The 26,199-nt window shown below is 31.6% G+C and carries 27 protein-coding genes and 1 pseudogene; 12 read left to right on the forward strand and 16 right to left on the reverse strand.

Going from position 1 to position 26,199, the window contains the following annotated elements; genetic code table 11:
* Positions 1-68: 68 nt before the first annotated feature.
* From LJE08_RS03335 to ulaG, 4 genes are read right to left on the reverse strand one after another with little or no spacing between them, the layout of a single operon-like run.
* Positions 69-365 carry a PTS sugar transporter subunit IIB gene (locus LJE08_RS03335; protein WP_117571377.1) on the reverse strand — a complete coding sequence of 99 codons (297 nt, stop codon included), beginning with the start codon at positions 363-365 and terminating at the stop codon, positions 69-71.
* 14 nt (positions 366-379) lie between these two features.
* Positions 380-1,846 (reverse strand): PTS ascorbate transporter subunit IIC, encoded by a 1,467-nt coding sequence (locus tag LJE08_RS03340; protein WP_117925467.1) that lies wholly within the window; start codon positions 1,844-1,846, stop codon positions 380-382.
* 17 nt (positions 1,847-1,863) lie between these two features.
* On the reverse strand, positions 1,864-2,316 hold the full coding sequence (locus tag LJE08_RS03345) for a PTS sugar transporter subunit IIA (RefSeq protein ID WP_227402402.1): 453 nt from the start codon (positions 2,314-2,316) through the stop codon (positions 1,864-1,866).
* Positions 2,317-2,331: 15 nt separating this feature from the next.
* Complete coding sequence (gene ulaG, locus LJE08_RS03350; RefSeq protein ID WP_117925471.1) at positions 2,332-3,435, reverse strand: L-ascorbate 6-phosphate lactonase; 1,104 nt, start codon at positions 3,433-3,435, stop codon at positions 2,332-2,334.
* 213 nt (positions 3,436-3,648) lie between these two features.
* Here ulaG and LJE08_RS03355 point away from each other — a divergent pair, with 213 nt between their 5' ends.
* Both LJE08_RS03355 and LJE08_RS03360 read left to right on the forward strand, forming a co-directional pair.
* Positions 3,649-4,431: a hypothetical protein gene (locus tag LJE08_RS03355; RefSeq protein WP_217255969.1), complete on the forward strand. Its 783-nt coding sequence runs from the start codon at positions 3,649-3,651 to the stop codon at positions 4,429-4,431.
* Positions 4,428-5,210: a DeoR/GlpR family DNA-binding transcription regulator gene (locus LJE08_RS03360; RefSeq protein WP_227402403.1), complete on the forward strand. Its 783-nt coding sequence runs from the start codon at positions 4,428-4,430 to the stop codon at positions 5,208-5,210. The genes LJE08_RS03355 and LJE08_RS03360 overlap by 4 nt, the downstream gene beginning before the upstream one ends.
* A 16-nt stretch (positions 5,211-5,226) precedes the next feature.
* On the opposite strand, the gene LJE08_RS03365 is transcribed toward LJE08_RS03360, so the two are convergent.
* The gene (locus LJE08_RS03365; RefSeq protein WP_117925477.1) at positions 5,227-5,640 is read right to left on the reverse strand and encodes a hypothetical protein; all 414 of its coding nucleotides are present in this window, start codon (positions 5,638-5,640) and stop codon (positions 5,227-5,229) included.
* A 33-nt stretch (positions 5,641-5,673) separates the two neighbouring features.
* Between LJE08_RS03365 and LJE08_RS03370 the strand changes: the two genes are divergently transcribed.
* The 3 genes from LJE08_RS03370 to LJE08_RS03380 all read left to right on the forward strand — a co-directional run bounded on the left by LJE08_RS03370 (position 5,674) and on the right by LJE08_RS03380 (position 7,850).
* Positions 5,674-6,642, forward strand: coding sequence for a protein kinase (locus LJE08_RS03370; protein WP_227402404.1), 969 nt, complete (start codon positions 5,674-5,676; stop codon positions 6,640-6,642).
* A 71-nt stretch (positions 6,643-6,713) separates the two neighbouring features.
* Entirely contained in the window at positions 6,714-7,307 is a 594-nt protein-coding gene (locus LJE08_RS03375) for an Ltp family lipoprotein (RefSeq protein WP_227402405.1), read from the forward strand.
* Between the two features lie 15 nt (positions 7,308-7,322).
* The gene (locus tag LJE08_RS03380; protein WP_227402406.1) at positions 7,323-7,850 is read left to right on the forward strand and encodes a hypothetical protein; all 528 of its coding nucleotides are present in this window, start codon (positions 7,323-7,325) and stop codon (positions 7,848-7,850) included.
* On the opposite strand, the gene LJE08_RS03385 is transcribed toward LJE08_RS03380, so the two are convergent.
* Positions 7,845-7,982: a hypothetical protein gene (locus LJE08_RS03385; protein ID WP_227402407.1), complete on the reverse strand. Its 138-nt coding sequence runs from the start codon at positions 7,980-7,982 to the stop codon at positions 7,845-7,847. The two genes, LJE08_RS03380 and LJE08_RS03385, sit on opposite strands and share 6 nt — an antisense overlap.
* A 140-nt stretch (positions 7,983-8,122) precedes the next feature.
* Between LJE08_RS03385 and aroB the strand changes: the two genes are divergently transcribed.
* The 6 genes from aroB to LJE08_RS03415 all read left to right on the forward strand — a co-directional run bounded on the left by aroB (position 8,123) and on the right by LJE08_RS03415 (position 14,394).
* Positions 8,123-9,136, forward strand: a complete 1,014-nt coding sequence (gene aroB / locus LJE08_RS03390) for a 3-dehydroquinate synthase (RefSeq protein ID WP_227402408.1) — start codon at positions 8,123-8,125, stop codon at positions 9,134-9,136.
* Positions 9,126-10,235 (forward strand): chorismate synthase, encoded by a 1,110-nt coding sequence (gene aroC, locus LJE08_RS03395; RefSeq protein WP_227402409.1) that lies wholly within the window; start codon positions 9,126-9,128, stop codon positions 10,233-10,235. The genes aroB and aroC overlap by 11 nt, the downstream gene beginning before the upstream one ends.
* Positions 10,232-11,494: a 3-phosphoshikimate 1-carboxyvinyltransferase gene (gene aroA, locus LJE08_RS03400; RefSeq protein WP_217256520.1), complete on the forward strand. Its 1,263-nt coding sequence runs from the start codon at positions 10,232-10,234 to the stop codon at positions 11,492-11,494. The genes aroC and aroA overlap by 4 nt, the downstream gene beginning before the upstream one ends.
* On the forward strand, positions 11,491-12,345 hold the full coding sequence (locus tag LJE08_RS03405; RefSeq protein WP_227402410.1) for a prephenate dehydrogenase: 855 nt from the start codon (positions 11,491-11,493) through the stop codon (positions 12,343-12,345). The genes aroA and LJE08_RS03405 overlap by 4 nt, the downstream gene beginning before the upstream one ends.
* Before the next feature lie 52 nt (positions 12,346-12,397).
* Positions 12,398-13,252, forward strand: coding sequence for a YitT family protein (locus tag LJE08_RS03410; protein WP_217256522.1), 855 nt, complete (start codon positions 12,398-12,400; stop codon positions 13,250-13,252).
* A gap of 218 nt (positions 13,253-13,470) precedes the next feature.
* Positions 13,471-14,394 carry an Abi family protein gene (locus tag LJE08_RS03415; protein ID WP_227402411.1) on the forward strand — a complete coding sequence of 308 codons (924 nt, stop codon included), beginning with the start codon at positions 13,471-13,473 and terminating at the stop codon, positions 14,392-14,394.
* 450 nt (positions 14,395-14,844) lie between these two features.
* On the opposite strand, the gene LJE08_RS03420 is transcribed toward LJE08_RS03415, so the two are convergent.
* From LJE08_RS03420 to LJE08_RS03455, 8 genes are all read right to left on the reverse strand, one after another.
* The gene (locus LJE08_RS03420) at positions 14,845-15,474 is read right to left on the reverse strand and encodes a putative bacteriocin export ABC transporter (protein WP_227402412.1); all 630 of its coding nucleotides are present in this window, start codon (positions 15,472-15,474) and stop codon (positions 14,845-14,847) included.
* Entirely contained in the window at positions 15,471-17,501 is a 2,031-nt protein-coding gene (locus tag LJE08_RS03425) for a DUF1430 domain-containing protein (RefSeq protein ID WP_227402413.1), read from the reverse strand. The genes LJE08_RS03420 and LJE08_RS03425 overlap by 4 nt, the downstream gene beginning before the upstream one ends.
* A 32-nt stretch (positions 17,502-17,533) precedes the next feature.
* Complete coding sequence (locus tag LJE08_RS03430) at positions 17,534-17,764, reverse strand: hypothetical protein (RefSeq protein ID WP_227402414.1); 231 nt, start codon at positions 17,762-17,764, stop codon at positions 17,534-17,536.
* On the reverse strand, positions 17,761-19,086 hold the full coding sequence (locus LJE08_RS03435) for a hypothetical protein (RefSeq protein ID WP_227402415.1): 1,326 nt from the start codon (positions 19,084-19,086) through the stop codon (positions 17,761-17,763). The genes LJE08_RS03430 and LJE08_RS03435 overlap by 4 nt, the downstream gene beginning before the upstream one ends.
* A gap of 4 nt (positions 19,087-19,090) precedes the next feature.
* On the reverse strand, positions 19,091-20,098 hold the full coding sequence (locus tag LJE08_RS03440; RefSeq protein ID WP_227402416.1) for a hypothetical protein: 1,008 nt from the start codon (positions 20,096-20,098) through the stop codon (positions 19,091-19,093).
* Between the two features lie 4 nt (positions 20,099-20,102).
* On the reverse strand, positions 20,103-20,981 hold the full coding sequence (locus LJE08_RS03445; protein ID WP_227402417.1) for an ABC transporter ATP-binding protein: 879 nt from the start codon (positions 20,979-20,981) through the stop codon (positions 20,103-20,105).
* A gap of 627 nt (positions 20,982-21,608) precedes the next feature.
* The gene (locus LJE08_RS03450) at positions 21,609-22,880 is read right to left on the reverse strand and encodes a helix-turn-helix transcriptional regulator (protein ID WP_227402418.1); all 1,272 of its coding nucleotides are present in this window, start codon (positions 22,878-22,880) and stop codon (positions 21,609-21,611) included.
* A 587-nt stretch (positions 22,881-23,467) separates the two neighbouring features.
* Positions 23,468-23,671 carry a hypothetical protein gene (locus LJE08_RS03455; RefSeq protein WP_227402419.1) on the reverse strand — a complete coding sequence of 68 codons (204 nt, stop codon included), beginning with the start codon at positions 23,669-23,671 and terminating at the stop codon, positions 23,468-23,470.
* Positions 23,672-23,735: 64 nt separating this feature from the next.
* Between LJE08_RS03455 and LJE08_RS03460 the strand changes: the two are divergent.
* Positions 23,736-24,996, forward strand: a pseudogene (locus LJE08_RS03460) (ATP-binding protein).
* A gap of 261 nt (positions 24,997-25,257) precedes the next feature.
* On the opposite strand, the gene rpsI reads toward LJE08_RS03460, so the two are convergent.
* Complete coding sequence (gene rpsI, locus LJE08_RS03465; RefSeq protein ID WP_117573786.1) at positions 25,258-25,659, reverse strand: 30S ribosomal protein S9; 402 nt, start codon at positions 25,657-25,659, stop codon at positions 25,258-25,260.
* Between the two features lie 13 nt (positions 25,660-25,672).
* On the reverse strand, positions 25,673-26,110 hold the full coding sequence (gene rplM / locus LJE08_RS03470) for a 50S ribosomal protein L13 (protein WP_003864733.1): 438 nt from the start codon (positions 26,108-26,110) through the stop codon (positions 25,673-25,675).
* Between the last annotated feature and the right edge of the window lie 89 nt (positions 26,111-26,199).

Here is a 26,199-nt window from a genome sequence, read left to right on the forward strand (position 1 = left end):
ATTATCTCCTCTTTTTGTCTATTTTTGGGTATAAGAAAAGCTGCATAAACGCAGCTTTCATTTTTTTATTATTCACTAAGTGCTGCTTTTAAGCCTTCTTCGATTTCTTTTGCAGACATTACATTCTTAAGTCCAACAACTTTAGTTCCACGTTTCTTTGAGTCTTCAAACATAGGAACGAAGTTTTTTGAACACAATACGATATCATAATTTCCAGCAGCAGACTTTCCTTCACTCACTGCACAGTGATGAATTTCTTGTACATCAAGTCCCATCTTTTTAGCCACTTTTTCAACATTTAATTTAATCATCATACTTGTTCCAGCACCATTGCCACAACATACTAATAATTTTAATTTTGCCATTGTAATATCTCCTTTTATTCAGCACTTACAGCTTGTACTTTTTCTAAATATGCATCATAATCTTCTGTAATTAAGAAATATGTATCTGGGTGTTTACGATATTGTAATTGTGGAATTGCCACCAAAATCAATACTACGATTCCTACACCTACGTATCCAGCATATTTCATGATTACTGTAAAGATTGGCCATACTGTTGCCCAGTCAAACATTCCTAAATATCCTCCGTATTGACTTAATCCTACCCAGCCAGCGATTAAAGCAGATCCGAATACTTGAATTAAACCAGAAATAAATGGAAGAAGCATTGCAGCTTTGATACCACCACGATTATCAGCATATACAGCGATAACTGCATTATCGAAGAATACAGGAACGAAACCTGCAATTACCAATGTTGGTGAATGCATCAACAATAAAGCACCAATCGCTAAGAATTGTCCTAAAGCACCCATTAAGAATCCTACTGTTACAGCGTTTGAACTACCAAATCCAAATACAGCGGCACAATCAATACCAGGAACAGCTCCAGGTAAGAATGAATTAGAAATACCTTGGAATGAATTTGTAAGTTCTGTAACGAATGTACGAACACCTAATTGTAAGATAGCTAGATATACCGCAAAGTTAAACGCTGTTGTCATAGTATAGAAGAAGAAGTTTTGTGTTTCTGCGATAAATCCAGCTTCAACTAAATAATCCTTTCCTAATACCATTAAAATAGCACCGAAGAATAAGAACATCAAGATAGATGTTGCGACCATATTTTCATTAAAGATAGATAAGAATCCTGGAAATTTTAAATCATCCAAACGTTTTGAATTTTCACCCTTCATCTTTTTAGCAATACTACCAAATAATGCGATACCAAACATTTGTTGGTGAGCAATCGCAAAACCTCCACCTTCAGTTAATTCCTGCGTAATTTCTACTGTTAAGTTTGAACCTACAGCCCAATATAATCCTAAAATCAATCCCATAACAATTAGAATTGGTGTACTTCCTAATTTAGGGAAGCAGAATAGAATCAACCAGAATGCTGTTGATGCTTGTTGCATCTGTACATGACCTGTTGTAAATACAGCACGCATTTTTGTCCATTTTTTTAATCGAACTAAAATTAAGTTCATAATAAATGCGATCAACAATAAGATCATAACTTGAGAGAACGTTCTACCAAATTGTTCCTGTAAACCTTCTGTAACAGCGTTTTGTCCAAAATATGGATCAATAACCATTGCGTGTAGATTGAAACGATCTTTTAATCCAACTAAGATTGGTCTAAAGTTTCCAACTAAGCCAGAAGAACCAACACTTAAAATCATGTATCCTACTGTAGCTTTAATAAATCCTGCAAATGCATCGTAAATTGGTTTTTTCAATAATAAGTAACCGATAAATACGATCAAACCGATAAAATATGCGGGTTGCGTCAAAATATTTGTCGCAAAAAAGTCCCATACTGTCATTATTATATTCATTTTACTCTCCTCATATATTATTCATATTGATCAGCGATTTCTTCTAAATCACCTTTTGTTTTTGCATTCATCAATGCTTCAACGATATCCTCATTCATCAAAGTATCCATTAATGATTGTATATTTTGAATATGCTGATCATGGTCAATTGCTGCTAAAGAGAAGAACAATTTTGCCTTTTTATCTGGATCTTCTGGATCAAAATCAACTTCTTCTTCCACCTTCATAAATGAAATAGCTGTTCCATTACATCCTACTGCTCCTTCTGTTGAGTGTGGCATCGCAATACCTGGAACAATCACAATATAAGGTCCATATTTATTGACACATTCAATAACAGCTTCTACATATTCATTTTCAACTGTATTATCCTTTAACAAAGGTGCATAACTTTGTCGAATGGCGTCTTGCCACGAATCAACTTTCTCAACAAAACAATAGTGTCCTTTTTCAACAATTTCTTTCAACATATTCATTACCTCTTCTTATAAAACTGATCGATATGGAACGTTAGGTTCCTCTTCGAAGCAATCCTCAAATCCTCTACGATAGTGATATTGACGTTTTGCTTTATCTGTTGGATATACATATTTACCACCTACATCCCAAATAAATGGATGGAATTTGTAATCTAACACATCTTTCTTATAATTATATAACAATTCAATTTCTTTTGGGTCTGCTTTAAAGTTAGTCCAAACATCATAGTGAATAGGAATAACTACATCTGTTCTTAAAGCCTCAGCCATACGTAAGATATCTACACTTGTCATTTTATCTTGCATTCCAACTGGGTTTTCTCCATATGATCCAAACGCAACATCAATATCGTAATCTTTACCGTGTTTTGCATAATAAATTGAATAATGAGAATCTCCTGAATGATAAATATTTCCTCCTGGTGTTTTTACTAAGTAATTCACAGCCTTATCATCCATATCTGTTGGACATTTGCCACGAAGATCTTCACGATCCGGCCCCTGTGAATCCGTTGTTGTGATACAAGTACGATCAAATGAATCTAGCACAACAATTTCAATATCTTTAATTTTAAATGTATCTCCAGGTTTTACTGTAATGCAACGATCTGCAGGTACGCCCCATTTTTGCCACAATTCAACAGATTTTTTAGGACCAATGAATGGTACTGGAATTTCATTTCCATTTTCATCCACTGTAGTCATTCCTGATTTTAGTACGTGACTAGCATATTCAGCTGACATGTGATCTTGATGATAGTGTGTTGCTAATACTGCATCTACTTGCTTAATTGCGAATGGATCGATTACAAATGGTACGGCTCTTAAATTTGGCTGCATATTTCTACATCCGCACATATTAGCCATTTGATGGCCAACTTTCATTTTTCCATCACCATGAGTACGTTTACCATTTCCTGCCCATAAGTCAATTGTAATGTTTGCACCACCAGGTGTTTTAAACCAAATACCAGTACATCCTAGCCACCACATTGCTACAGTGCCAGGTTTTACTTCTTCATTTTCAATTTCTTCATTCAACCAAGTACCCCATTCTGGGAAAGTTGACATGATCCAAGAATCTCTTGTAATTTCATCTACTTTTGACATTTTGTTTTCCTCTTTCTGTTTTTTTACCATGGTTTTTTGACGTTCAAATCATAAAACATTAAAAGATTAAAAACAATCGCATTATATGTTTGTTTTAACTTTTTTATGATTATTTAATTCTTTATATCCATTTTTACGTTCTTTTAATCCCATTATATGATTGACTTATATGTTCTTTTTAGATAAAATAAACTTAAAGAAAGAAGGTACAACATGAAAACATTAGAAAAGATGTCTTTTTCACAAAATGCTCAACAAATTATATCTTATACATTCTATATTTTATTTGCAGGCTACAGTATTTATAAGATCATTCAAGCTGAATTTATATCTACTAAAATACTATTTATCATTCTATTAATCATTATCTTGGGCATTGCACTTTATTCTGAATATTTAAAGCATTTATATAGAAAGGCAATCAAAACAATTGCCTATGATTTAAATCCTGAAAAAGCAAATAAACAATTTAATGAACTATTAAAAAAAGACGTATTTCACGCCTATAAAAATGATAAAAAAATATTCGATACTTTATATTATATAGATCAAATGGAATATAAGAAGTGCTTGGAACATATTGAAGAAAACTCAAAGTTTTTCCACAGTTCAATTGATCAGTTATTGATCTATCATTACACAAAGTTCTATTGTTCATTTATGTTGAATGATTTAGATTGTGCAAAACAAGAATATAATAAATTAGAAAGAATGCGTAACACAAAAGTAAAAGGTGCAAAGGTTTCACCATTATTTAACTGGGAATTTATGGATGCCGTATACTTAGTATCAAGAAAGGATTATAAACAAAGTTTGAATGTATTTAAATCCGTTAACACAGAAAATATGAATCCTAGAGAAAAAATACAATACTATTATCAATTCACTTTATTATGTAATAAAATAAAAGAAAAGCATCTTTGTGAAAATTATAAAAATAAAATAATAACATTAAAAGGGTTAAGTAACACATGTAAAAAGGGAGAGGTTTTATGAAAATGACAAAAGAAGTCGTAGATAAGCGACGAAAAAAAATCATGCAAAAAATACAGGTCAAAGGTACTGTAAACGTGGAAGAACTGGCTTCAGAATTGAATGTAACACCATTAACAATTCGCAGAGATTTACAATATTGGGAAGACATGGGAGCTATTGAACGTTTCTATGGTGGTGCTAAACTTGTTCAAAACTTTGTTGAACATGACATAGATCCAAACGAAGCTTATAAACATGCGATTGCCAAGTTTGCTGCAACATTTGTAGATGATGGAGATACAATTTTCATCAACACAAGCTCAACTGCACTATTAGTCATAAAATATATTATCGGAAAAAGGGTCACAATCATCACAAATAACGGAAAAGCTATTTTCTGTGATCATGACCCAAATGTACAAATAGTAATGACTGGAGGCGAGCTTCGTTTTCCTAAAGAAACAATGACCGGTGATTTTGCCTTAAACAATCTTCAAAGAGTCAAAGCCAACAAAGCATTTTTAGGTTGTAACGGATTTGACAACGAAGTTGGCATGAGTACGGCAATTCTTCCGGAAGTAATCATCAATGAATCTATGATTTCTAGGTGCAGTGGGGCTGCCTTTATTTTAGCAGATGCGACAAAAATTAATTATGTGCATCAATTTGTAGTCGCAAAGCCAGACTCATTTGCTTACTTAGTAACAGATACTCGAGTACCTGCTGAACAAATAGAAGAATTTGAAGAAAAAGGTATTCTTGTCAAACAATTAGATCCCCTACTTAACTACAAGAAATGAGAAATCATTTCTTTTTTTAGTCCAACAACTCTAACCTATACTCCATCAAGCACTCATTAGTTTCATATACACTCTTATGATTTTCGATACAATAAATCAATAATGCATCTCTTTTTACCTTTGGATACAACATCCCATTATTCGATAATGACAATAAGTTATTTGTCATACGCAAATCTAAACCTAATCCCAAACTTAACTGAATCACCTTATCTTTATTGGGAACCTTTGATCCATCAAAAATCTGATATCCATAATTTCTTTGAATTGTCGTCTTCGATAATACTTGTGCCTTAGATATATGCTTAGCATCAATGATATGATTTAAATACTCTGAAAAAGTTAAATCATCTAGACTTTCCATTAAAGTATTTAATCCATCACTCTTTGTTTCTTGAATTGTTTTTAATAATTGATTTGTCTCTACCATAATACTTATAATATACACAAGAAAGAGCAATTTATGAAGACTTTACAAATAATTAAACAAGATCAAGATAAAACAATTTCATTAGTAGAACATGAAACAACACACACTAAATATATCCAGAAAGAATTGAATTATTATGATAAAACACTTTATCAAACACTTCAAAAGATTAAGAATCCATATCTACCTAAGATTTTTGTGATCCAAGAAAATGACAATCATTTAACTTTAATTGAAGAATATATTGAAGGAAAAACATTAGATCAACAATCCTTTTCAAAAGAACAAGTTAAAGACATCACGCATCAATTATGCGAGTGTTTAGATTCAATACATAAGTTAAATCCACCAATTATCCATCGTGATATCAAACCAGAAAATATTATTTATCATGATAATAAAGTGACACTCCTTGATTTTGGCATTGCTCGTTTTCTAGATTCCAAGAAAAGTAAAGACACTCTTATTTTAGGCAGTGTTGGCTATGCAGCACCCGAACAATTTGGTTTTCAACAATCCAATCCACAAACAGATATATATGCCTTAGGTAAATTAATGAACTACTTATTAAATTGTTCTTTAGAACATCAAAACAATATCCCATTTGATTTAAAACAAGTCATTTTAAAGGCAACACAATTAGATTATAAGAATCGCTATAATTCTGTGAAAGAAATGGATCTAGCCATTCAACAAAAACTAGTTGTTATTCCACCATTTAATAATGACACATTCAAATCTAAGATGATCAGTCTTGCCTGGATCACATTTACGCTTATGATTGTGGTAGATATGGAGCCAGGTGAAACCATCAATAATAGCTTTATCAATAAACTGAGTTGTTTTGTGTTTATTTATTTCGGGTTATTCCTTTACTATAATAAAAATCTATTCCATAAACACATGTCTAAAGTACCATGGCCAATCCTTTATTCCATTATTTTCTTTCTATTTTTATGTTTAGATGTATGGTTTTTTATGTGGATTGATTCCCTGATTTAAATGTATGCTCATGGCATACCAAACATCTTTATATATTTCTTATACTAAAGAAAAAGAAATAAGGAGTATATATGAAAAAGGGTTTAAAAGTATTTTTAACAGCCGCTATTGTCTTATCGGCTGTCGCTTGTTCAACAACGAGTGATGAAGAAACTAAGACTAAAGACACAAAAGAAAAAATAGTAGAAACAAAGGAAGATACAAGTTTTCCAAAAGAGTATCGCAATGCGCTACGTAGCGCAAAAACTTATAGCGATATGATGCACATGTCCAAACAAGGTATCTACGATCAATTAACGTCGGAATATGGAGAAAAGTTTGATGCAGAAGCTGCACAATATGCGATTGATAATCTAAATGCGGATTATAATGAAAATGCATTAAAATGCGGAGAAAACTACAAAAAGACGATGCATATGTCAAAAGCTCGAATTTATGATCAATTAGCTTCAGAAAATGGAGAAAAGTTTACACCAGAAGAAGCGCAGTATGCCATTGATAACATCAAGGGAGACTATTTAGAAGTAGCTTTGAATTCCGCAAAGAACTATCAAGAAACTATGAACATGTCAAAGGATGCCATCTATGATCAATTAACTTCGGAATATGGAGAAAAATTCACAGCTGAAGAAGCACAATATGCCATTGATAATTTAGATGACTAATCTTATACTAAAGGCATGAAACTTGCTATATTATTTCCTGGAATTGGATATCACACTGATAAACCATTACTATATTATTCAAAGAAGATATTAAAGAATATGGATTATGAAATCAAAGAAATTCATTTTGAAAACCTAGACTTTGATTTAAACAAATCTAAAGATGAGGCATATAAACAAGCCAAAGACCAAATTCATAAATTCGATTTAAAAGCTTATGATTCCATTCTTTTTATCTCAAAAAGTATAGGTACTTATTGTGCAGCTAAACTTGCCCATGAATATAAGTTAACTGCCAACATCTATTTCACACCATTAGATTTTACTTTGGAATATCTTCAACAAAAAGATTTAGTGTATTCTGGAGCCAAAGATCAGTGGGCTAACTTCGATAAGATTGAACACTATTGTATTTATCATCTTATTGAATTTCATAGTATTGTTGATGGAAATCATTCCTTAGAAACAGGAAATATTCAAACAGATATTGAGAATTTGAAACAAATCATGTATCGTGTAGAAACATTTATCCACAGCTTATAAGGCTGTGGATATTTTTAATTGATCTTTTAAACACTCAAAATCACTCACATCATGCAACAAACACGCAATCATTAAATCTTCTACATTCAATCCTTCTTTTTTTTGCGATTTCCTTTCCAATAATTGCGACACGATATGTATCCTTTATTTTCAATTTCAAATAGTCTTGAATTTTAACTAAGTACTCCATATATTCATTACACTATTTCTTTCAGAAAATTTCTGAAAAAAGTTTATGTTCATGGTATGATATACGAAAGGAGTTTTTTATTATGAAGTTAAATGTCTATTTAGAAAATCATTCATATCCAATATATATTGAAAGAAACGCAATTCAAAAAGTACATGAATATATTCCTGTATCAAGAAAAATTGCGATTATCACAGATACAGGTGTGCCTGAAAAATGGGTCAACATCGTAAAAGAACAGTGTCCTGATTCTTTTATATGCACCATTCCGCAAGGTGAACAATCCAAATGTTTTGATCAATATAAACATCTTTTAGAAGAAATGATTTCACACAACATGTCTAGAAAAGATTCCATTATTGCGGTAGGCGGTGGTGTTGTCGGAGATCTTGCAGGCTTTGTCGCCGCTAGTTATATGCGCGGCATTGATTTCTACAACATCCCAACAACTGTATTAAGCCAGGTTGATTCAAGTGTAGGTGGTAAAGTTGCCATTGATATGGGTTCCTATAAAAATATTGTAGGTGCATTTTGGCAACCAAAAACCGTTATTATTGATCCAAACGTATTATCGACTCTTTCCCTTCGCCAACAGCACAATGGTCTTTGTGAAGCACTTAAAATGGGACTGATTCTAGATGATCACTTAGTCTCTTTATTTGAACAAGACACATTAGATATCGATACGATTATTACGCGTTCCATTGAATTAAAGCGAGATGTAGTTCAACAAGATGAAAGAGAAAGTAATCTTAGAAAGATTTTAAACTTTGGGCACACCATTGGACACGCCATTGAATCTGCATATGGATTAAATACATATCTTCATGGAGAATGTGTGGCGATGGGTATGTTATTCTTTATTGAAGATAAAACATTAAAACAACGCGTATTAAACATCTATAAAAAATTAGATTTGCCTCAAGTACCAGACTATGATACTGCCACATTATTAGAATATGTAACGCATGATAAGAAAAGCAATCATAATACAGTATCTACCGTTTTAGTTGAACAATCTGGTTCTTATATCATCAAAGAACTTTCTTTTAAGGAAATACAAGAAGTATTAGAAAGAGGACCTTATGAAGAATAATTTTGGTACAAATATATCTTGGACATTATTTGGTGAAAGCCATGGCCCTGCCATTGGTATTACGTTAGATGGTCTTCCTGCAGGCTTTAAGGTGGATATAGAACAAATCAAATCGGACATGGATAAGCGTAAGGCAACAGGTAAAATTTCAACCCAAAGACACGAAACGGATGAAGTACATATTCTTTCTGGGATGTATAATGGCTATACAACAGGTACAGCACTTACCATTCTAATTGAAAACCAAAACACAAAGTCAAAAGACTATTCTGCTTTTCATGGAAGATTGCGTCCTGGACATGCTGATTTTACTGCCTTTGAAAAATACAATGGATATCAAGACTATCGTGGTGGCGGACACTTTTCCGGAAGACTTACCGCATGCATTGTAGCTGCCGGAAGCATTTGCAGACAAATTCTGAAATCACAAGGCATAGTAATTGGATCACACATTGAAAGTTTATATACCCTTTCGGATATTCCTTTTAGTCAAGACTCTCGTGTTTTAGAAAAACAAATTCAAGAAGTCAATGATAAAACCTTTGCGGTTATAGATGATCAAGTCAAAGATCAGATGATTCAAGAAATCGAAAAAGCAGCTGCTGAAGGTGATTCATTAGGTGGTATTTTAGAAACTGCCATTATAGGTCTTCCTGCAGGCCTAGGGGAACCTTTCTTTGATTCTGTAGAAAGCATTTTATCACACTTAATTTTCTCTGTACCAGCCGTTAAAGGCGTTTCCTTTGGTGAAGGATTTGGCTTTGCGAAACTAAAAGGATCTCAAGCCAATGATGCCTTCCGTTTTAATGATAAAATTGAAACTAAAACAAATCACAATGCCGGAATCAATGGTGGTATCACAAATGGTATGCCGATTTTGATCCATACTTGCATTAAGCCAACGCCATCGATTTTTAAAACGCAAGAATCTGTGGATTATCTTTCAAAAGAAAACGTGGATCTTAAAATTCAAGGAAGACACGACCCATGCATCTTGCACCGAGCAAGAATTGTTGTGGATAGTGTAGTTGCGTTTGGTTTATTAGATTTATATATGTCTAGGCTTGCCATTAAGCCACTTCAGGGGGATTTTGAATGAAAGTAAAAGTAACACCAAGTAAAGTACATGGAAATGTAAAGATACCCGCATCCAAATCTATGGCACATAGAGCATTGATTTGTGCCTCATTAAGTGATGGTACAAGTATTGTTTCCAATGTCACAAACTCAAAGGATATTGAAGCAACCGTTGGCTGCATGAAAGCTTTGGGTGCTATAATTAAACAAATCGATGAAACTACATATGAAGTAACAGGCACTAATCTTTTTAAACAAGAAGGAAATATTACGTGTAATGCGAATGAATCCGGTTCTACTTTACGTTTCTTGATTCCACTTGCTGCATGTACAAATGCCAAAGTTAAATTTTTAGGTCAAGGAAGATTGCTTCAAAGACCCATGGATGTATATGAAAATGAATTTAAGAAACAAAATATTGAATTCAACCAATCCGATAAAGAAATCATTGTAAGTGGAAATCTAAAAGCGAAAGACTACGTTGTACAAGGAGATATTTCCAGCCAATTTATTACCGGATTCATGTTTGTCCTTCCATTATTAAATCAAGATAGTACACTTACAATTACTGAGCCTTATGAATCAAAGAGCTATGTAAATCTTACGATTCAAATGTTAGCGAAATTTGGCATTGAAATTATAGAAACAAGTTCAAATTCATATTTAATCAAAGGAAACCAACACTATAAAGCACAAGACGTTTCTGTTGAAGGAGACTTTTCTCAACTAGCCTTCTTTGCGGTGTTAGGCACTTTAAACAATACTCTTTCATGCTCCAACATGGACATGTCAAGTAAACAAGGAGATAAAGCCATTTTAGATTGTATTCCTAGTTTTACAAGTGACAAGGATACGATCACATTCACAAAAAAACAACCTGCACCACAAACTATCGACTTATCTAATTGTCCAGATTTAGGACCAATCTTATGTGTCTTAGCCAGTTTCACAAATGGTGAAACAAATATTGTGAATGCAGCTCGTTTACGCATGAAAGAAAGTGATCGCATTGAAGCTATGGAAACCGAATTAAAAAAATGGGGTGTAGATATTACTTCTACATTTGATTCGATTCAAATTCACGGTAAAGAACACTATAAATCAAATAACACAGTAGAAATCTTTGGACATAACGATCACCGCATTGTTATGGCAATGACGGTATTTGGATTATGTGCAGGTTCCGAATGTATTATTGATGATGCCCAAGCCATCACAAAGAGTTACCCTACTTTCTTTGAAGACATTCAAAGCTTAGGTGGAAAGGTTGAGATTCTATGACAAATATTGCGATTATAGGACTTGGATTAATGGGAGCGAGTTTTGCGAAGAAACTAACACACTTAAACTACAATGTTTACGGTATTGATGTTTCTAAACAAACGATTGATAAAGCCAAAGAATTAAAAATCATCGTAGATGGTAGCACAAATCCTTTAAATGTCATTTCAAAGTGTGATACATTTATCTTCTGTTTATATCCAACTAAAATTCTTCCTTGGATCGAAGTCTATCAGAATGATATTCCTAAACATTCATTATTAATGGATATTAGTGGTGTAAAGACAAATATTGTTAAACCCATTCAAGATGTATTACGCGAAGATCTTGAATTATTGAGTATTCACCCCATGTGTGGTAGAGAATCTCGTGGTATTGAATTTAGCGATGAGACAATTTTTAAGGGTTCTAACTTTATTCTTGTTCCAACTCAAAAGAATAAAAAGGAAACAATTGAAGCCGTAAAAGACTTAGCTACTAAAATGGAATTTGGTAGAATCTGTACTCTATCTATTGAAGAGCATGATAAAATGATCGGCTTTTTATCACAGTTAACCCATGTCATTGCAGTATCTTTAATGAATACACACGATAATGCTCATCTTGTAGAATATACGGGAGATAGCTTTCGGGATTTAACTCGTATTGCGAAAATCAATGAAGATTTATGGACCGAATTATTTATCATGAATAAAGATATCTTATTAGATGAAATCAACCAGTTTATCGATTCAATCTCTCACTTTAGAGATTCTTTAGAACAAGAAGATACACAAGAAATGAAGCGCCTATTCATTCAATCTACAAAGCGTAGAGATAAATTTAATAAAACCGATGCGAAGAAGAGATAACTCTTCTTTTTTTACACTTTTTTTGGCATAATAAAAAGCGGAGGTTTTACAAATGAAAACGAATACATTAAAAAGCTTTTTGACTATCACACTCGCCATGTTCATCATCAGTGTCGCCATATATTTCTTCTTAATTCCTAGTGAAGTCATCACTGGAAGTGTTACTGGTTTAGCTATGGTTTTAGCTAAAATCACAAGCCTATCTATTTCTACACTTACCTTTGTGATCAACGCCTTATTGTTGATTCTAGGTATTGTTCTAATTGGTAAAGAGTTTGGTGCAAAAACGATTTATGCCTCTTTATTATTGCCTTTATTTCTAGCTGTATTTGAAAAAATTTATCCAAATAATGTATCTTTAACACAAAATGCTGTTTTCGACATGGCTACCTATACATTGATTTTAGCATTTGGACAAACCATTCTATTTCGTGTAAACGCATCGAGTGGTGGAACGGATATTATTGCGAAAATTGTCAATAAATATACACATATGGATCTAGGCAAAGCTTGTACGTTAGTTGGACTACTCATTTGTACAACAAGTCTAATTGTATATGATATTGGCGCTTTAGTGGTTGGTGCATTGGCAACACTAGCCAATGGTCAAGCTGTAGATTATTTTATTGATGGTTTTAATAAGAAAAAGAAGATTTGCATATTATCCAAAGAATATGAAGTCATTCAAGATTATATAATGAACACATTAAAGCGTGGTGTTACTTTATATTCGGCAAAAGGTGGTTATGATAAAACAGAGCATACAGAGCTTGTCACAATCATGGCTACAAATGAATATAAAAAATTACTATATTATCTTCAAGAAAGTGATATTGAAGCTTTTGTAACAGTATCAACAGTTAATGAAGTCATCGGTACTTGGAATAATAAGAAAAATCACGTTTAAAATGACTTAGCCTCATAGTTTAATTGTACTTTCGATAATCCTTTTTGTATTCGAAATGGATTGTGATATTTTGTTTTTTTAATATACAAAAAGACTGTAGCGACTCATCATTCAGTCATTTTTAAATTCATCTTTTCCGAAATCAATTTCTTAATATATAAAAAAGAGTTAAGAAGGATAATAAGTAATTTAGGTATGATTATATGAGGAGGGATAGGATGAATATATACAAACAAAAATTAAGCGTTACAGATCAGGTGAAACGTTTAGAAGATAAAGGAATATCCTTTAATGTTTTTTGCAAGGAACGTACTGAAGATTATTTGACAAGCAACAATTATTATTATAAGTTAACATCTTTCCGAAAAAACTTTAGAAAACATCCTGATGGAGTAAACAAAGGTAAATATGTAAATCTTGATTTTGCATATCTAGTTGATCTAGCTATTATCGATAATTATTTGCGAGGTATTATCCTTGAAATTGCTCTAGATATAGAGCATTATTCCAAACTTAAATTATTACATCGTTCGGAAAATGACGAAGCTGAAGATGGTTATTCAATAGTAAATGATTTTATGATAAGTCTAGGCCAAAATAGACAAGTTTTAGAGAAAAGAATACTTGAAAAAGCCAATAGTTCTTATGTTGGTGATATCACTCAACATTACAATGGAAATTATCCAGCATGGACATTGATAGAAATTGTATCTTTTGGCGATTATTTAAGATTCTACAAATTTTGTGCAGATAGATGGAACGATAAAGACTTACTGAATGACTTTTATCTTATGAAAGATGTAAAAGAATTAAGAAATGCAGCTGCTCATAATAATTGTATATTAAACGATGTTACAATCAAAGAATCGAAGCACCAAACTAATCATGCAGTAAAAATCAGTCTAAAATCAATAAAGCGTCAAAGAAATGATAAATATCTTGCTAAAGAAAAAATCAGACAAATCGTTACACTACTTTACGCATCAATTCACATGATTACAAGCGATGGGGTTAAGCGCAAAATCAATAATCAATTGAAATTTTTAAAGAATAGAATATACCGAGATTACGACTATAGCTTCAATCAGAAACTTAAGGCAACATTTGATTACTTATTTGATGTAATTGACATCTATTACTAATCTGTGTTAAACTACGTTTGCAAGGAAAAACATTAGTTTTGAGGAAGCAGTCTTGGAAACGACACTGCTTCCTATTTTTATTAACTACTCCTTAATCGTAACTCTCGCTATCAGAGATCATGTTTTGATTAAGGCTTTTTCTTTTATAAAAAAATATCCTGGATACTGCGAACATCCAAGATAATTAAGAGTACTACCAATACTCTCACATGAAAAGGTGACTACCATTTTAGATATTCTTCAAGGTTTTTAGTTTAAAAAGTTGTGTGACCTATTTGTGACCTACACATACGAATTTATAGTATTTAGGCAAAAGAAAAAAAAGCCTTTATATAAAGGCTTTTGCTTTCTCTTAAGTAGTAAAATACTAACGTTTAGAGAACTGAATGTTTGCTTATTTAAAGTACATTCAGTTATTCTTGCGTCTTATACGCGTGCTTAAAGTGCATTTTAGATATTTATTATACGATCCGCTCTTTCTACAAGCTCTTCATCATGACTGACTATCACAATTGTTTTTCCCTGTGACTGCATTTTCTTTAGAATTTTAAACACAACCTCTTTGTTTACTGAATCCAAACTTCCTGTTGGTTCATCTGCCAAAATCAATTGACATGGTTTGATTAAAAGACGAGCTAAGGCAACTCTTTGTTGCTCTCCACCAGAACATTCACATATCTTTTTATTTTCAAAATCTTTTAAGCCCACATCTTCAAGTGCTTTTAGAATTCTTTCCTTCTTATCTGGAAATGAAAAGTGATCAATAGACAAATACAAGTTGTAATACACGCTCTTATTATCAATCAACGCAAAATTCTGGAATAAATATCCTATTTTTGCCTTTAACAATTTATTGGCCTGTCTAGAAAATGGTTTTACATTTTTCTTATCAAAAATCACAATATTCCCTTTATCTGGAGAATCCAAAAGACCAATCATATTTAACAATGTAGATTTTCCTGATCCTGAAGCACCTTGTATTGCGACAAAACTTCCTTGTTCTATTTCCATTGAGAAATCATCAAAAATCACATGATCATGATATTGTTTATGAATCTTATCAACTACTACTACCTTCATTCCAAATCTCCTTTCAAAGATAACAACACTTTCTTTCTTTCAAAATACGTTCTAAAAATTAGAGCTATTATAAAATCGATAAGAATAGTGAATATCCACAAATACAAGCCTATTGTCGAAATATTTTTTACAACTAGAACCATCCACAACAGCAAGACAAGATAAACAAACAGATTCACAATAATAAAATCACGATATTTTTGCCAGATGTTTTTTCCCAACAAACAATTTAAAGAAATCATCTTTCGATTTTCTAAAAAATATAAGTATATAGATTGATACTGGAACAAGAATAAGACAATCACATATACAAAAAGTAATATAGCAGAATCTATAATCAATTTATTGATTACCATAGTCTTTTTTCCATAATCATAATTTTCATACGCATAATTCATATTTTGATACAATCCCTTAGATTTCAAGAAATCATTAATGGACTTCTTTACGGTTTTATCTTTATCCTTAATAAAAATACCAAATTGACTCATATCATAGTTTTCATCCACAACATAAATAATTGGATTTTTTACATGCCAATTATCCTCTCTTAAACTATGCGAAAGCATGACATAACCATCATCAAGTTGATCATACTCACACTCCGTAGCCAAACAATAACTTTCATCTACATTCACTGATTTTGGAGCATAAAGAGTACCCGGTTTAAATGTTTTAACTGGCTTACCATCCTTATATAAATCATATTCCTTTAAATACTGCTCATTTACAATGATATAAGGATATGTTATTTCATCCCCATCACGATTTATTTTGGTTGAGAAATCTTCATATATATATGGATATTCTCGAATCTTTTCATTCAACTGACTCATCGCATCTTGGAACTCCAAAGAAAACATATTTATATTAACACCCTCTAAACGAAGATAATTATTATAGGTTTCTTTGTATTTATTTAAGTAATACCCATCCTGAACCACTTGAGATGTATACTTGAACGAAGTCAATAATGGTATAAATATTGAAATCAAAAAGACACATTTCAATATAAACAGAGTCATTGAAATCCATCTAAACTGAGATTTTTTCAATATAACAACCGATTGAATTTGACTTAATAAGACATATATTATAAATCCAACTACAATCAGACAAAGTACAAAAAGAAGAGCAGACTGCAGTAAATATTGAATAAGTTCATGAGTAACAGGTCTAAAGTTTTGAACCACAAGAAAATATAATAAAGCTTGTGTTAATACAAACATCAATATACTTAACAAATAAAATTTTCCATATAGCCTCTTATAAATAAACCATGAAGTAGCACCTTGCATCTTACGAATAAAAACTTCTTTTCTAGATGTCAATGCATCAGATAAAAGACATAATAAAACCGCAATTGCTAAATACATCAAAATTCTCTTTAAAAACGAATAGTCAATCACTCCTGTAGAAAAATCGGATGTTGTGATATCACCATCCACTTTCAATTCAGATAATATTTTCGTATCCTCTAAATCCTTCAACAAATCCTGCTTAGAATTTGTAACAAAATACAACGGAAATAGTGTATTTCCATTCCAATCTTCTAGATAATTCGCAAAAGTCTTTATTCTATGCACATTATTGTATTCACTATGATAATCTTGATCAATAAAATCAATCGTTGCATACCTACTTTTATCCTTATAAGAAGAAGACAAATAATGATCGCTATTTTTATTAAAATCAATCGCTTTATTTTCTTCTGTATAAATCGGTAGTTTATTTTGTTTTGGAAGATATACATATTCCGTTTTTATATTTTTAGAAACTATGCCAACAAAACAAGGATACGAATGTTCTTGCAAAAAACTGTATACTTGATTAAATTGTTCTGTTCTTTCTTGCTTTTCTTCACTTAATTGTAAATCAATTGGAACAACTTCCATATCGTTTTCTTGAGCAAACTTGTAACTCATATTTATCACATCATTATATTGTTTCTGTGACAAGTTAACATAACTATCATAAAAAATAATACTTGATATAAAGATAACCAAAACCATTATTATTTTTTTCATAACCTGCTCCCTACTTTTCCAATTGCAGTTAATCAATCTCTTGTTCGAACATAATACAAAGATAGTAGTACCACTTCTACAATTCCATATGGAAACAACCATAAATATGCAAATTCTGGATGTAATTCATCAATAGGTGTTTCTGAATTTTTGATTACAATTGCACCAGATTTTATATCTTCTACTTTTTTCTTATCATGATAGATATGCAAAGGACAAATAATAGCAAGCACAATTATGCATATCAATAATACTTTTTTCATAAGCCCACCTTATCTTTCTGTCGAACACTCACAAAATTTATAAATAGTAAAACAAAAATAAAAACGACACATATACAAATCGAATTCAACCAGTTTTGCATACCACAACCCGATAAAACACTCAAACTCGGACTTATACTAAACGGATTTATAAAAGATATCAAATCCATTCTTTGACTGATGACATATAAAATAATACAAATTATTCCAGATAAATAATTAAATCCTGTTTTCGTGAAGGTATATACACAAAACATAGCCATTTGAATATAAAGTTCTAATTTCAGAAGAATTAATGGTAAAGATATTATTAAAGCTTTCCATAATGGAATAAAAGATAAATCAGGTATAAATCCTAGTTCTGTCGCATAATATTCAGACATATTATTTATGACATAATTGTCTGTATGATACATCCTTTTAAAAGAGAAAAAATGTTTAGTGTCAGCCAACATCCATGTATCCCATCCTGCAAAGCCATTACTAATCCCTAGCAAAAGAAAAGGAATACCAATTGATGCAATCATAAGAAGTAAAAAAGCTATAAATAATTTTACTTGTATGTGTACGAAAAAGTGCACATCATTTAATTGTTCGAGCTCAAAAACACCTGTCTTTTTTTCGTACATTAAAACAACAACACAATAAATCAAACATAGAGGCATAAACAAATACGCAAATGAACTGTCTATTCTTAACTGGTGTGCTAAAAAATACCATGGGCCTTTTCCTACATATTGTTCCGTATTTGTTTCTAATTGATGTAGCTGTTCTTGAACAGATAATTCAACGGTTCTATAATCCTCTTTTTTATTTTGAGATATTTGGCTACCAACCATAAAAATCCGACTCTGATCAAATGAAATATCTGCTTCTTCAAAGCCTAATTTATGAACTTGGCGCATAAATTTTTCATCACCATTCTTTTTTAAAGCATCCAAATGATACAGCTTATCCCATAATGTAATTTCATTATATCTTTTTATTAATCCTTTATTTTTAAAAACTTCTTTTCCATATTTGTTAAATAAATTCCATCCAGCTTTGGCATTATCAATAGCCCAGCTTAAATAATCCTGATAACTATTCCAATACACCTTTTCCTCTGCACTCATATGTTTTACGGCCATGTATTGTAGATTGATATCTGATAAAGCTCTTTGGTATTGTTGAATCTGTGTTTCAAAAATATTCATATTCTGTTCCACATCATACTCATGTCCCATATAATTTGGTACTTGCACCATGTTCAATACCAATAAAATGAAAAAGATAACAGCACTCACTTTATTCTTTAATACACTTTTTATTTCTAAACCCATAAACTTAACCTAAATCCAATCTTTCTAAATAGAGACATGAAATGAACTGTATGCATATTGCGCCTATAAAAAACAAAGATGTATAGGCCCATAAAGTTTCAATATGCAAATATGTATACATAAAAACAAATAATAACCCCGTCAACATTAGACTCATACCTTTATTTTTCGTCAACAAAGATAAACATTGTATACATGAAGCACTAAACAAAACCCATCCAAGTACAGAAAGAATATGATGAGACAAGTAAATAATCACTGGTGTTGTTCCAATCAATAACTCTATGCCACTTCCACAATTTATATATCCAATCAAATACAATACAACGAAAAATAGTATACTAAAAAAAACAGTGATAAAAATATGTAACAACGCACGAAGTATGTATACATATTTACGACTTTTCCCTATTGTAAATAAATATCGAAATGTATTGTTTTCTAAATCTTTAGACCATATATCCACATTCCACACTAGAATCAAAATCATGAATAAATAAAAGAAAAGATTGTTTCCTTTTAAAAATTGCACCATCAAATAACAACCCGTCGGTTTGTTTTGATATACAAAGTCATAATATTCATTTTCAATATATGTTTTTTCCATTTGAATTCGTTTTTTTAAGTCTTGTTTATTATTTTGGAGAATCGATTTAAAATTTGACAAATCCATACCTGAATCAATATATTTTAAAATATTTTGATCCCTATCATACATATCTTTTGCGATTGTTTTTGCATCCTCGTCATTTTTCCAATCACTTAATAACTTTTGACAATAAATACTATCCTCTCTAAAGAACTCATTCATTTTTTCTTTTGGAAGAATATTGATTCTTTGGTTTTCTTCATTTATCATTTCATAATAATACATGATTTGATTGGATGCATATTGTTCATATTCAGTATTGTATTTAAAAAAATACACGGATAAAACGCCACTTAAAACAAGGATCAATACTAAAATATTTCTTTTTGAAAAAAGAAATCTTAATTCATTTTTTAATAACATACGCTTAACCCTTATATAGTTCCTTATAATATGTTTCCAAATCCTGATGCACTTCAGCCAAGGAATACACCAAAATATTATTTTGAATCAGTATCTGCAAGGATTTAGAAAATTCTTCTTTGGAATCACATTGCATATAAAGAACATGCTCTTTAATAAAAGAATTTTTTAAAAGAAGCAATACACTTTTCGGATTAGAAACTTCTAATCGATAAATCGAATGATTTTGACGAAGTTCGTCCATATTCTTCTCTTTGATCAACTTTCCACTTTTAATAAATAAAGCTCGATCAGCTAATTTATCGAGTTCACTTAACTGATGGGAAGATAATAAAATACTTGTTCCTTCATTTCGTATAGTTAAAAGCTTATTTCTTAAATCAAATATAGCTTGTGGATCTAAACCATTCGTAGGCTCATCAATAATAAGCAATTTAGGTTTAGCCATCATAGCCAAAGCTAAGACTAATCTTTGTTTCATTCCCATCGAATAATGTTCTGTGGCTCGATATAAGCCATCCTTTAAATCACTGAATTGCTCCATTTCCTCAATTCTTTTAGAATCTAAATGCTTCCAATTTGCCATGATTTTAAAATGTTCATGTCCAGATAGCTCTGGATATAAAGATGGATATTCAATACTTACACCTATATTTTTTAACGCATTGGATGAATCGCTCTTTAAATCATATCCACAGATAGTAATTTTCCCTTCATTCATATGATATAGTCCTGTAATACATTTCATAATTGTACTTTTTCCAGCACCATTTGGACCAATCAATCCTACAATTTCATTTTCGAAAATTGAAAAACTAATATTATCTAAAATCTTACGATTTTTAATCTGCTTTGAAACACCTTCAACTTTGAGTATTTCCATATATAAATTCCCCCATATTTCTTCCCTAAATAATAAGGGATAACAAAATGTTATCTCTTAAATACTTATAGCTTAAATCCATAATTCGGTTTACGCTTTATTTATCTCATAAATACTATATTTCCACTAGACTTAGTTTAGCCAGTGCATTAGTTCTTGCATTGAATATGATTATATTGTCACCATTTTAAAAACAAGTATTATATAGTGATCGTTTCATTGCAATTGCAAATATCCATTAAAAAAAACTCTTTCTGATTTTAGAATAAATTAATTGTAATAAAAAAGCAATATCAACTTTTTAATTAAGTTTTTCATAATACGTAATAGAATCATTAAAAGAATTTCGAATAAATAAGACAAATCAAAAAAAGTATCCAAGCTTCCGTTGTTTTAAGACGGAGAAGGATACCATTTTGAATACATACATAAGCAGTATACTTATGTCAATTCCAATTATAATATAGTATATTTGACGTCACTTCATGAGCTAAACCTTGAGAATGATACTCTAAAGCCAGCTCACAAAATATGAACTATAATATATTTCATTACAATCCAACTGATTAAAATGCTCTTTCTGATTTCAATATAAAGCAATTGTAATAAAAAAACAATATCAATTTTTTAATTAAGTTTTAGCCCTATGTCTTCAATTATTTGATTCGCATATGACATCTTGTAGAAATTTTCTTGTAATTCTTTCACTTTTCTTAATTTATTTTGTAATCCATGATCAAGATATAACTCATTTAATAGTTTCAAAACTAACATAGCCCTGTCAACTTCACCTGCAGTCAAAGCTAAATTATAGCAACCTTCTATACGTTCAATAGCTTTTTCTTGTTTATTATCAATCAAGTATTTTAAACCTTGAAAGAAATTCTTATAATATTTACCTATGCTATTGTTACTTAGAGATTGGCGTATATATTTTTTTGCTAATGTATAATCTTTAACAAATAAATGAAGCAAAATCCTATACAAAACTAAATCATAATCATCTTCCAAGTATTTCTGATCTACCATTCCTAAATACTTAAATCCATTCTCATAATTCTTTTGTAGTAAAGAAATCAATACTAAATTAGATAGAATACAATATTTTAGAAATTCTTCATTTCGTATTTTTGATTCTTTTAACAGCTTTAAATTCAAATTTTCAGCTTCAACATATTGTTCTGTATTCAAATACAGTACTCCTTGGTTCAATAATAAATAACATAATCTTTCAAAAGAAACTTCTTTAATCGCAATCTCTATACTTTTGCGAATATATTTTTGTGCCAAAATATAATATCCCAAATTCAAATAAATACTGCAATAATGATAATGATTCATTAAAAATTCATTATCATATAATCGCGATTGATTTAAACACTCCAAAGCTTTTATACTATCGTTCAAATACATTTTTTCTAAGGCTTTTATATCATAATAAATAGATAATTCCTTATTTGAAAATGAACTTTTCCCTATTTCAAGAATTCTTTTAAACAGCTGTACATCTTCATTATTTTGATTGATAATTCCATCCATATATAGAATTAGATAATACTCAAATCGTGCATAAGAGCAGCTAATGAAAGAATTGTTTTTAACTTCTTCTATTGCAGAATTCATTTCATCTGTTGATAAATTTGTATATTGAGCATAAATATACAAAACTAAATCAACCATCTTTTTTCTATCGGTTTTATAATCAAACGAACAACCACATACATGACAAATCTCATTTATCTTCTCTTTAGTCGCTAAATTCTTACCTGTTTCAATCTGGGAAACAGTAGATTCACTTACCTTCAAAGCAGACGCTATTTTTTTCATTGGAATATTTTTTTCAACCCTAATGCTCTTTAAAACATTGCCTATTAGTATACGACTAAACTTTTCTTGCACTACTTTTCACCTTTATTTCCAATTCAAAATAATTGTTCAGTTTTCTTTATATATACATCTTAATTCATAAACCAAACATTATTTCATATTTCTTATAATTAATTTTAATTGTTTATTTAGGTTCATTCAATACGGAATATTTAATTAAGAAAACATAGTCTATTTAGATTATTTGGTAATATATGCTTATTATCTATCATATCTCTTCATCGAGTCAATGTGATTATGTATTCCACACGCCCGATCAAAAACTTTTTACGTATCGTAACTATTACGACAGCTACTGGAACCCATATATGGTTCGATTCGAATATGATCAAACACCACGTTGTTGCAGACACACATGTGTATCTCTACTTGCAACTGCACAGGTATCACAAACATATCATAAACTAATAGTTGGTCACAAAGGTGTTAATATACACAGAACCGTACTCTACATTTTCCTTTCCACTTGCTTGTTGAGTGCAGTTCTCCAAAGCCTCTTTGAACACAGAATTTCATTCTGTGGCCACACGTTTTGCGAACGCTTTTGACCAGAACCAGCTTACCGTTGGCTGTGGTCTTTTTCTTTTAATTTAACTTGATTATTCGTTTTCATATTCAAATAATTTGGCAATCAACACTTTGGGTTCACCCAAAGCAGCTGGCGTTCCAACAATGACTTCCAAACATTCATTTCCAGTACGATAAACAACAACCTGTATAGGAGCGGCGTTCGATTGACAACGATAATCAGCTAATGACTTTGGTAACCAGTGACACAAGAGAAATAAACGAATTATAGTCATTGGAAAACAAATTCGTTTGCTTCTTTAGAATCATTGACATAGTTATAATAGCTAAAAACATACTATCCACTTTCAAAAATTTAAAAATTTTTATTTTTTGAAAGTGAGGCAACACTATGAAAACCATTGAAAGAACTGAATACCTAAATCGAATAAATAATCTGAAGGATACGCCTGATATAAAAGTTATTACCGGTATCAGAAGATCGGGTAAATCAATACTGATGCAGGAGTATATCCAGTATCTGAAAGACAACTTTAATGATATCAACGTTATCTTTATTGACTTTATGGATCTTTCATTTGAACACCTGAAAGAGTATCATGCGCTTCATGCCTATGTTGAGGAACAATATGTGGAAGGAAAGTCGAATTATCTTTTCATTGATGAAGTGCAGATGTGTCCAAATTTTGAACTGGCTGTAAATAGCCTCTATTCAAAAAGAAAATATGATATCTATATCACCGGTTCCAACGCTTTTTTGTTAAGTGCAGATTTAGCCACTCTATTTACCGGTCGTTATATTGAAATTCATGTCTATCCATTCAGTTTCAAAGAATATTGTAATTACTACGACAACAACCACGACATAGAAAAGCTATTTGAAGATTACACCATCAAAGGTGGATTAGCTGGGTCCTATGCCTACAACACCGAAAAAGACAGGAAGGATTATATCAGGGAAGTCTATGAAACAATTGTTACAAGAGACCTTGTACAGAAGTATTCCCTGCCAGATACCCAGGTATTACAGCGCTTAAGTGAATTCCTTATGGACAATATATCAAACCTGACCTCACCAAGCAGAATCAGCAATATGCTATCCGAAAAGAACATATCAACCAATCATGTCACCATTGGAAAATATATCAAATACCTGTGCAACGCCTTTGTTTTCTATGATATCAAGCGCTACGATATCCGTGGCAAGAAATATCTTGAAAGCACAGAAAAGTTCTATTTAAGTGATATTGGCATACGTTATGCTGTTCTTGGTACAAGAAACATGGATTATGGCAGAGTATATGAAAACATGGTCTGTCTTGAATTATTACGTAGTGGCTATGATGTCTATGTTGGAAAGCTTTATCAGAAAGAAATCGATTTTGTTGCCCAAAGAGGTAGTGAAAAAATCTATATTCAGGTAAGTGACAATATCACTGAAGAGGAAACATTCAAAAGAGAATATGCGCCTCTTTTACAGATCAAGGATGCATATCCAAAGATTATCATCGCCAAAACCGGTCATCCAAAGTATTCATATGAAGGAATTGAAATCTTTGATATCAGGGATTGGTTGCTAAATAAAAAACAAGCTATATAATCAAAAAATTAGTAAGATTAAAAATATTAAACGCATCAGCATCCGCTGGTGCTTTTCTTGTGCAATTACATTTTGTGCGTGCTTTTCGATAACTGAGGAGTTAATTTTGCTACTTATAAGCGTGCTGTATGCGTGCTTAAATAGACTTTTCAGCACTATTCACAACAATTCACAGAAATAGAAAAAACCACCCAAAGCCCATATATAAAGGGTTTGAGTGGTTTTGAATCTCTTTGCAGAGTAGTCAAAAGTATGTTCTGACTAACGTTTAGAGAATTGTGGAGCACGACGAGCTGCTTTAAGACCGTATTTTTTACGTTCTTTAGCACGAGGGTCACGAGTAACGAATCCTGCAGCTTTTAATACTGGACGGTAGTCTTCACTAGCTTCCATTAAAGCACGAGTGATTCCGTGACGCATAGCACCAGATTGACCAGTGTATCCTCCACCTTGTACGTTGATAATCACATCAAATTGATCAACTGTGTTAGTGATTTCTAATGGTGATTTAACAACCATACGTAAAGTTTCCAATGGAAGGTATTCTTCCAAAGTTTTTCCGTTGACTACGATATTACCTGTACCTGGACGTAAAAAGACACGAGCAACAGATTTTTTACGACGTCCAACGCCATGATATTGAACAGTGTTAGATTTTTTCATATTCTATTCCTCCTTATCCTCTTACCTTCAATTCAACAGGTTTTTGAGCAGCATGTGGGTGTTCGCTACCAGCGTATACGAATACGTGTCCACGTTGTACATCACCTAATTTAGTGTGAGGTAACATACCTTTGATTGCTCTTTCAACCCATTCAACAGGGTATTTCTCTTTCATTTCTTTAGCTGTACGCACACGCATACCTCCAAAGTATCCAGAGTGGTTGTAATACTTTTCAGTATTCAACTTGTTTCCAGTCATTTCGACCTTGTCAGCATTGATCACAATTACATAATCACCACAGTCAACATTTGGTGTGTATGTAGGTTTGTGTTTACCTTTTAATACATGAGCACAAGTTGAAGCCAAACGTCCTAAAGTTTGTCCGTTTCCATCAACTACATACCATGTACGTGTTACATCGGCAGGTTTTGCCATAGTAGTTTGACGCATATCTAATTTCCTCCTTGATTTGAGCGTTTACCGGGGCTCAAAAGGCCAGAGTTTAGCCACCTAATATGATATGCAATATCCCTATAAAA

It is taken from the genome of Holdemanella sp. DFI.5.55 (assembly GCF_020593575.1).
In the GTDB taxonomy this organism is placed as follows: domain Bacteria; phylum Bacillota_I; class Bacilli_A; order Erysipelotrichales; family Erysipelotrichaceae; genus Holdemanella; species Holdemanella hominis.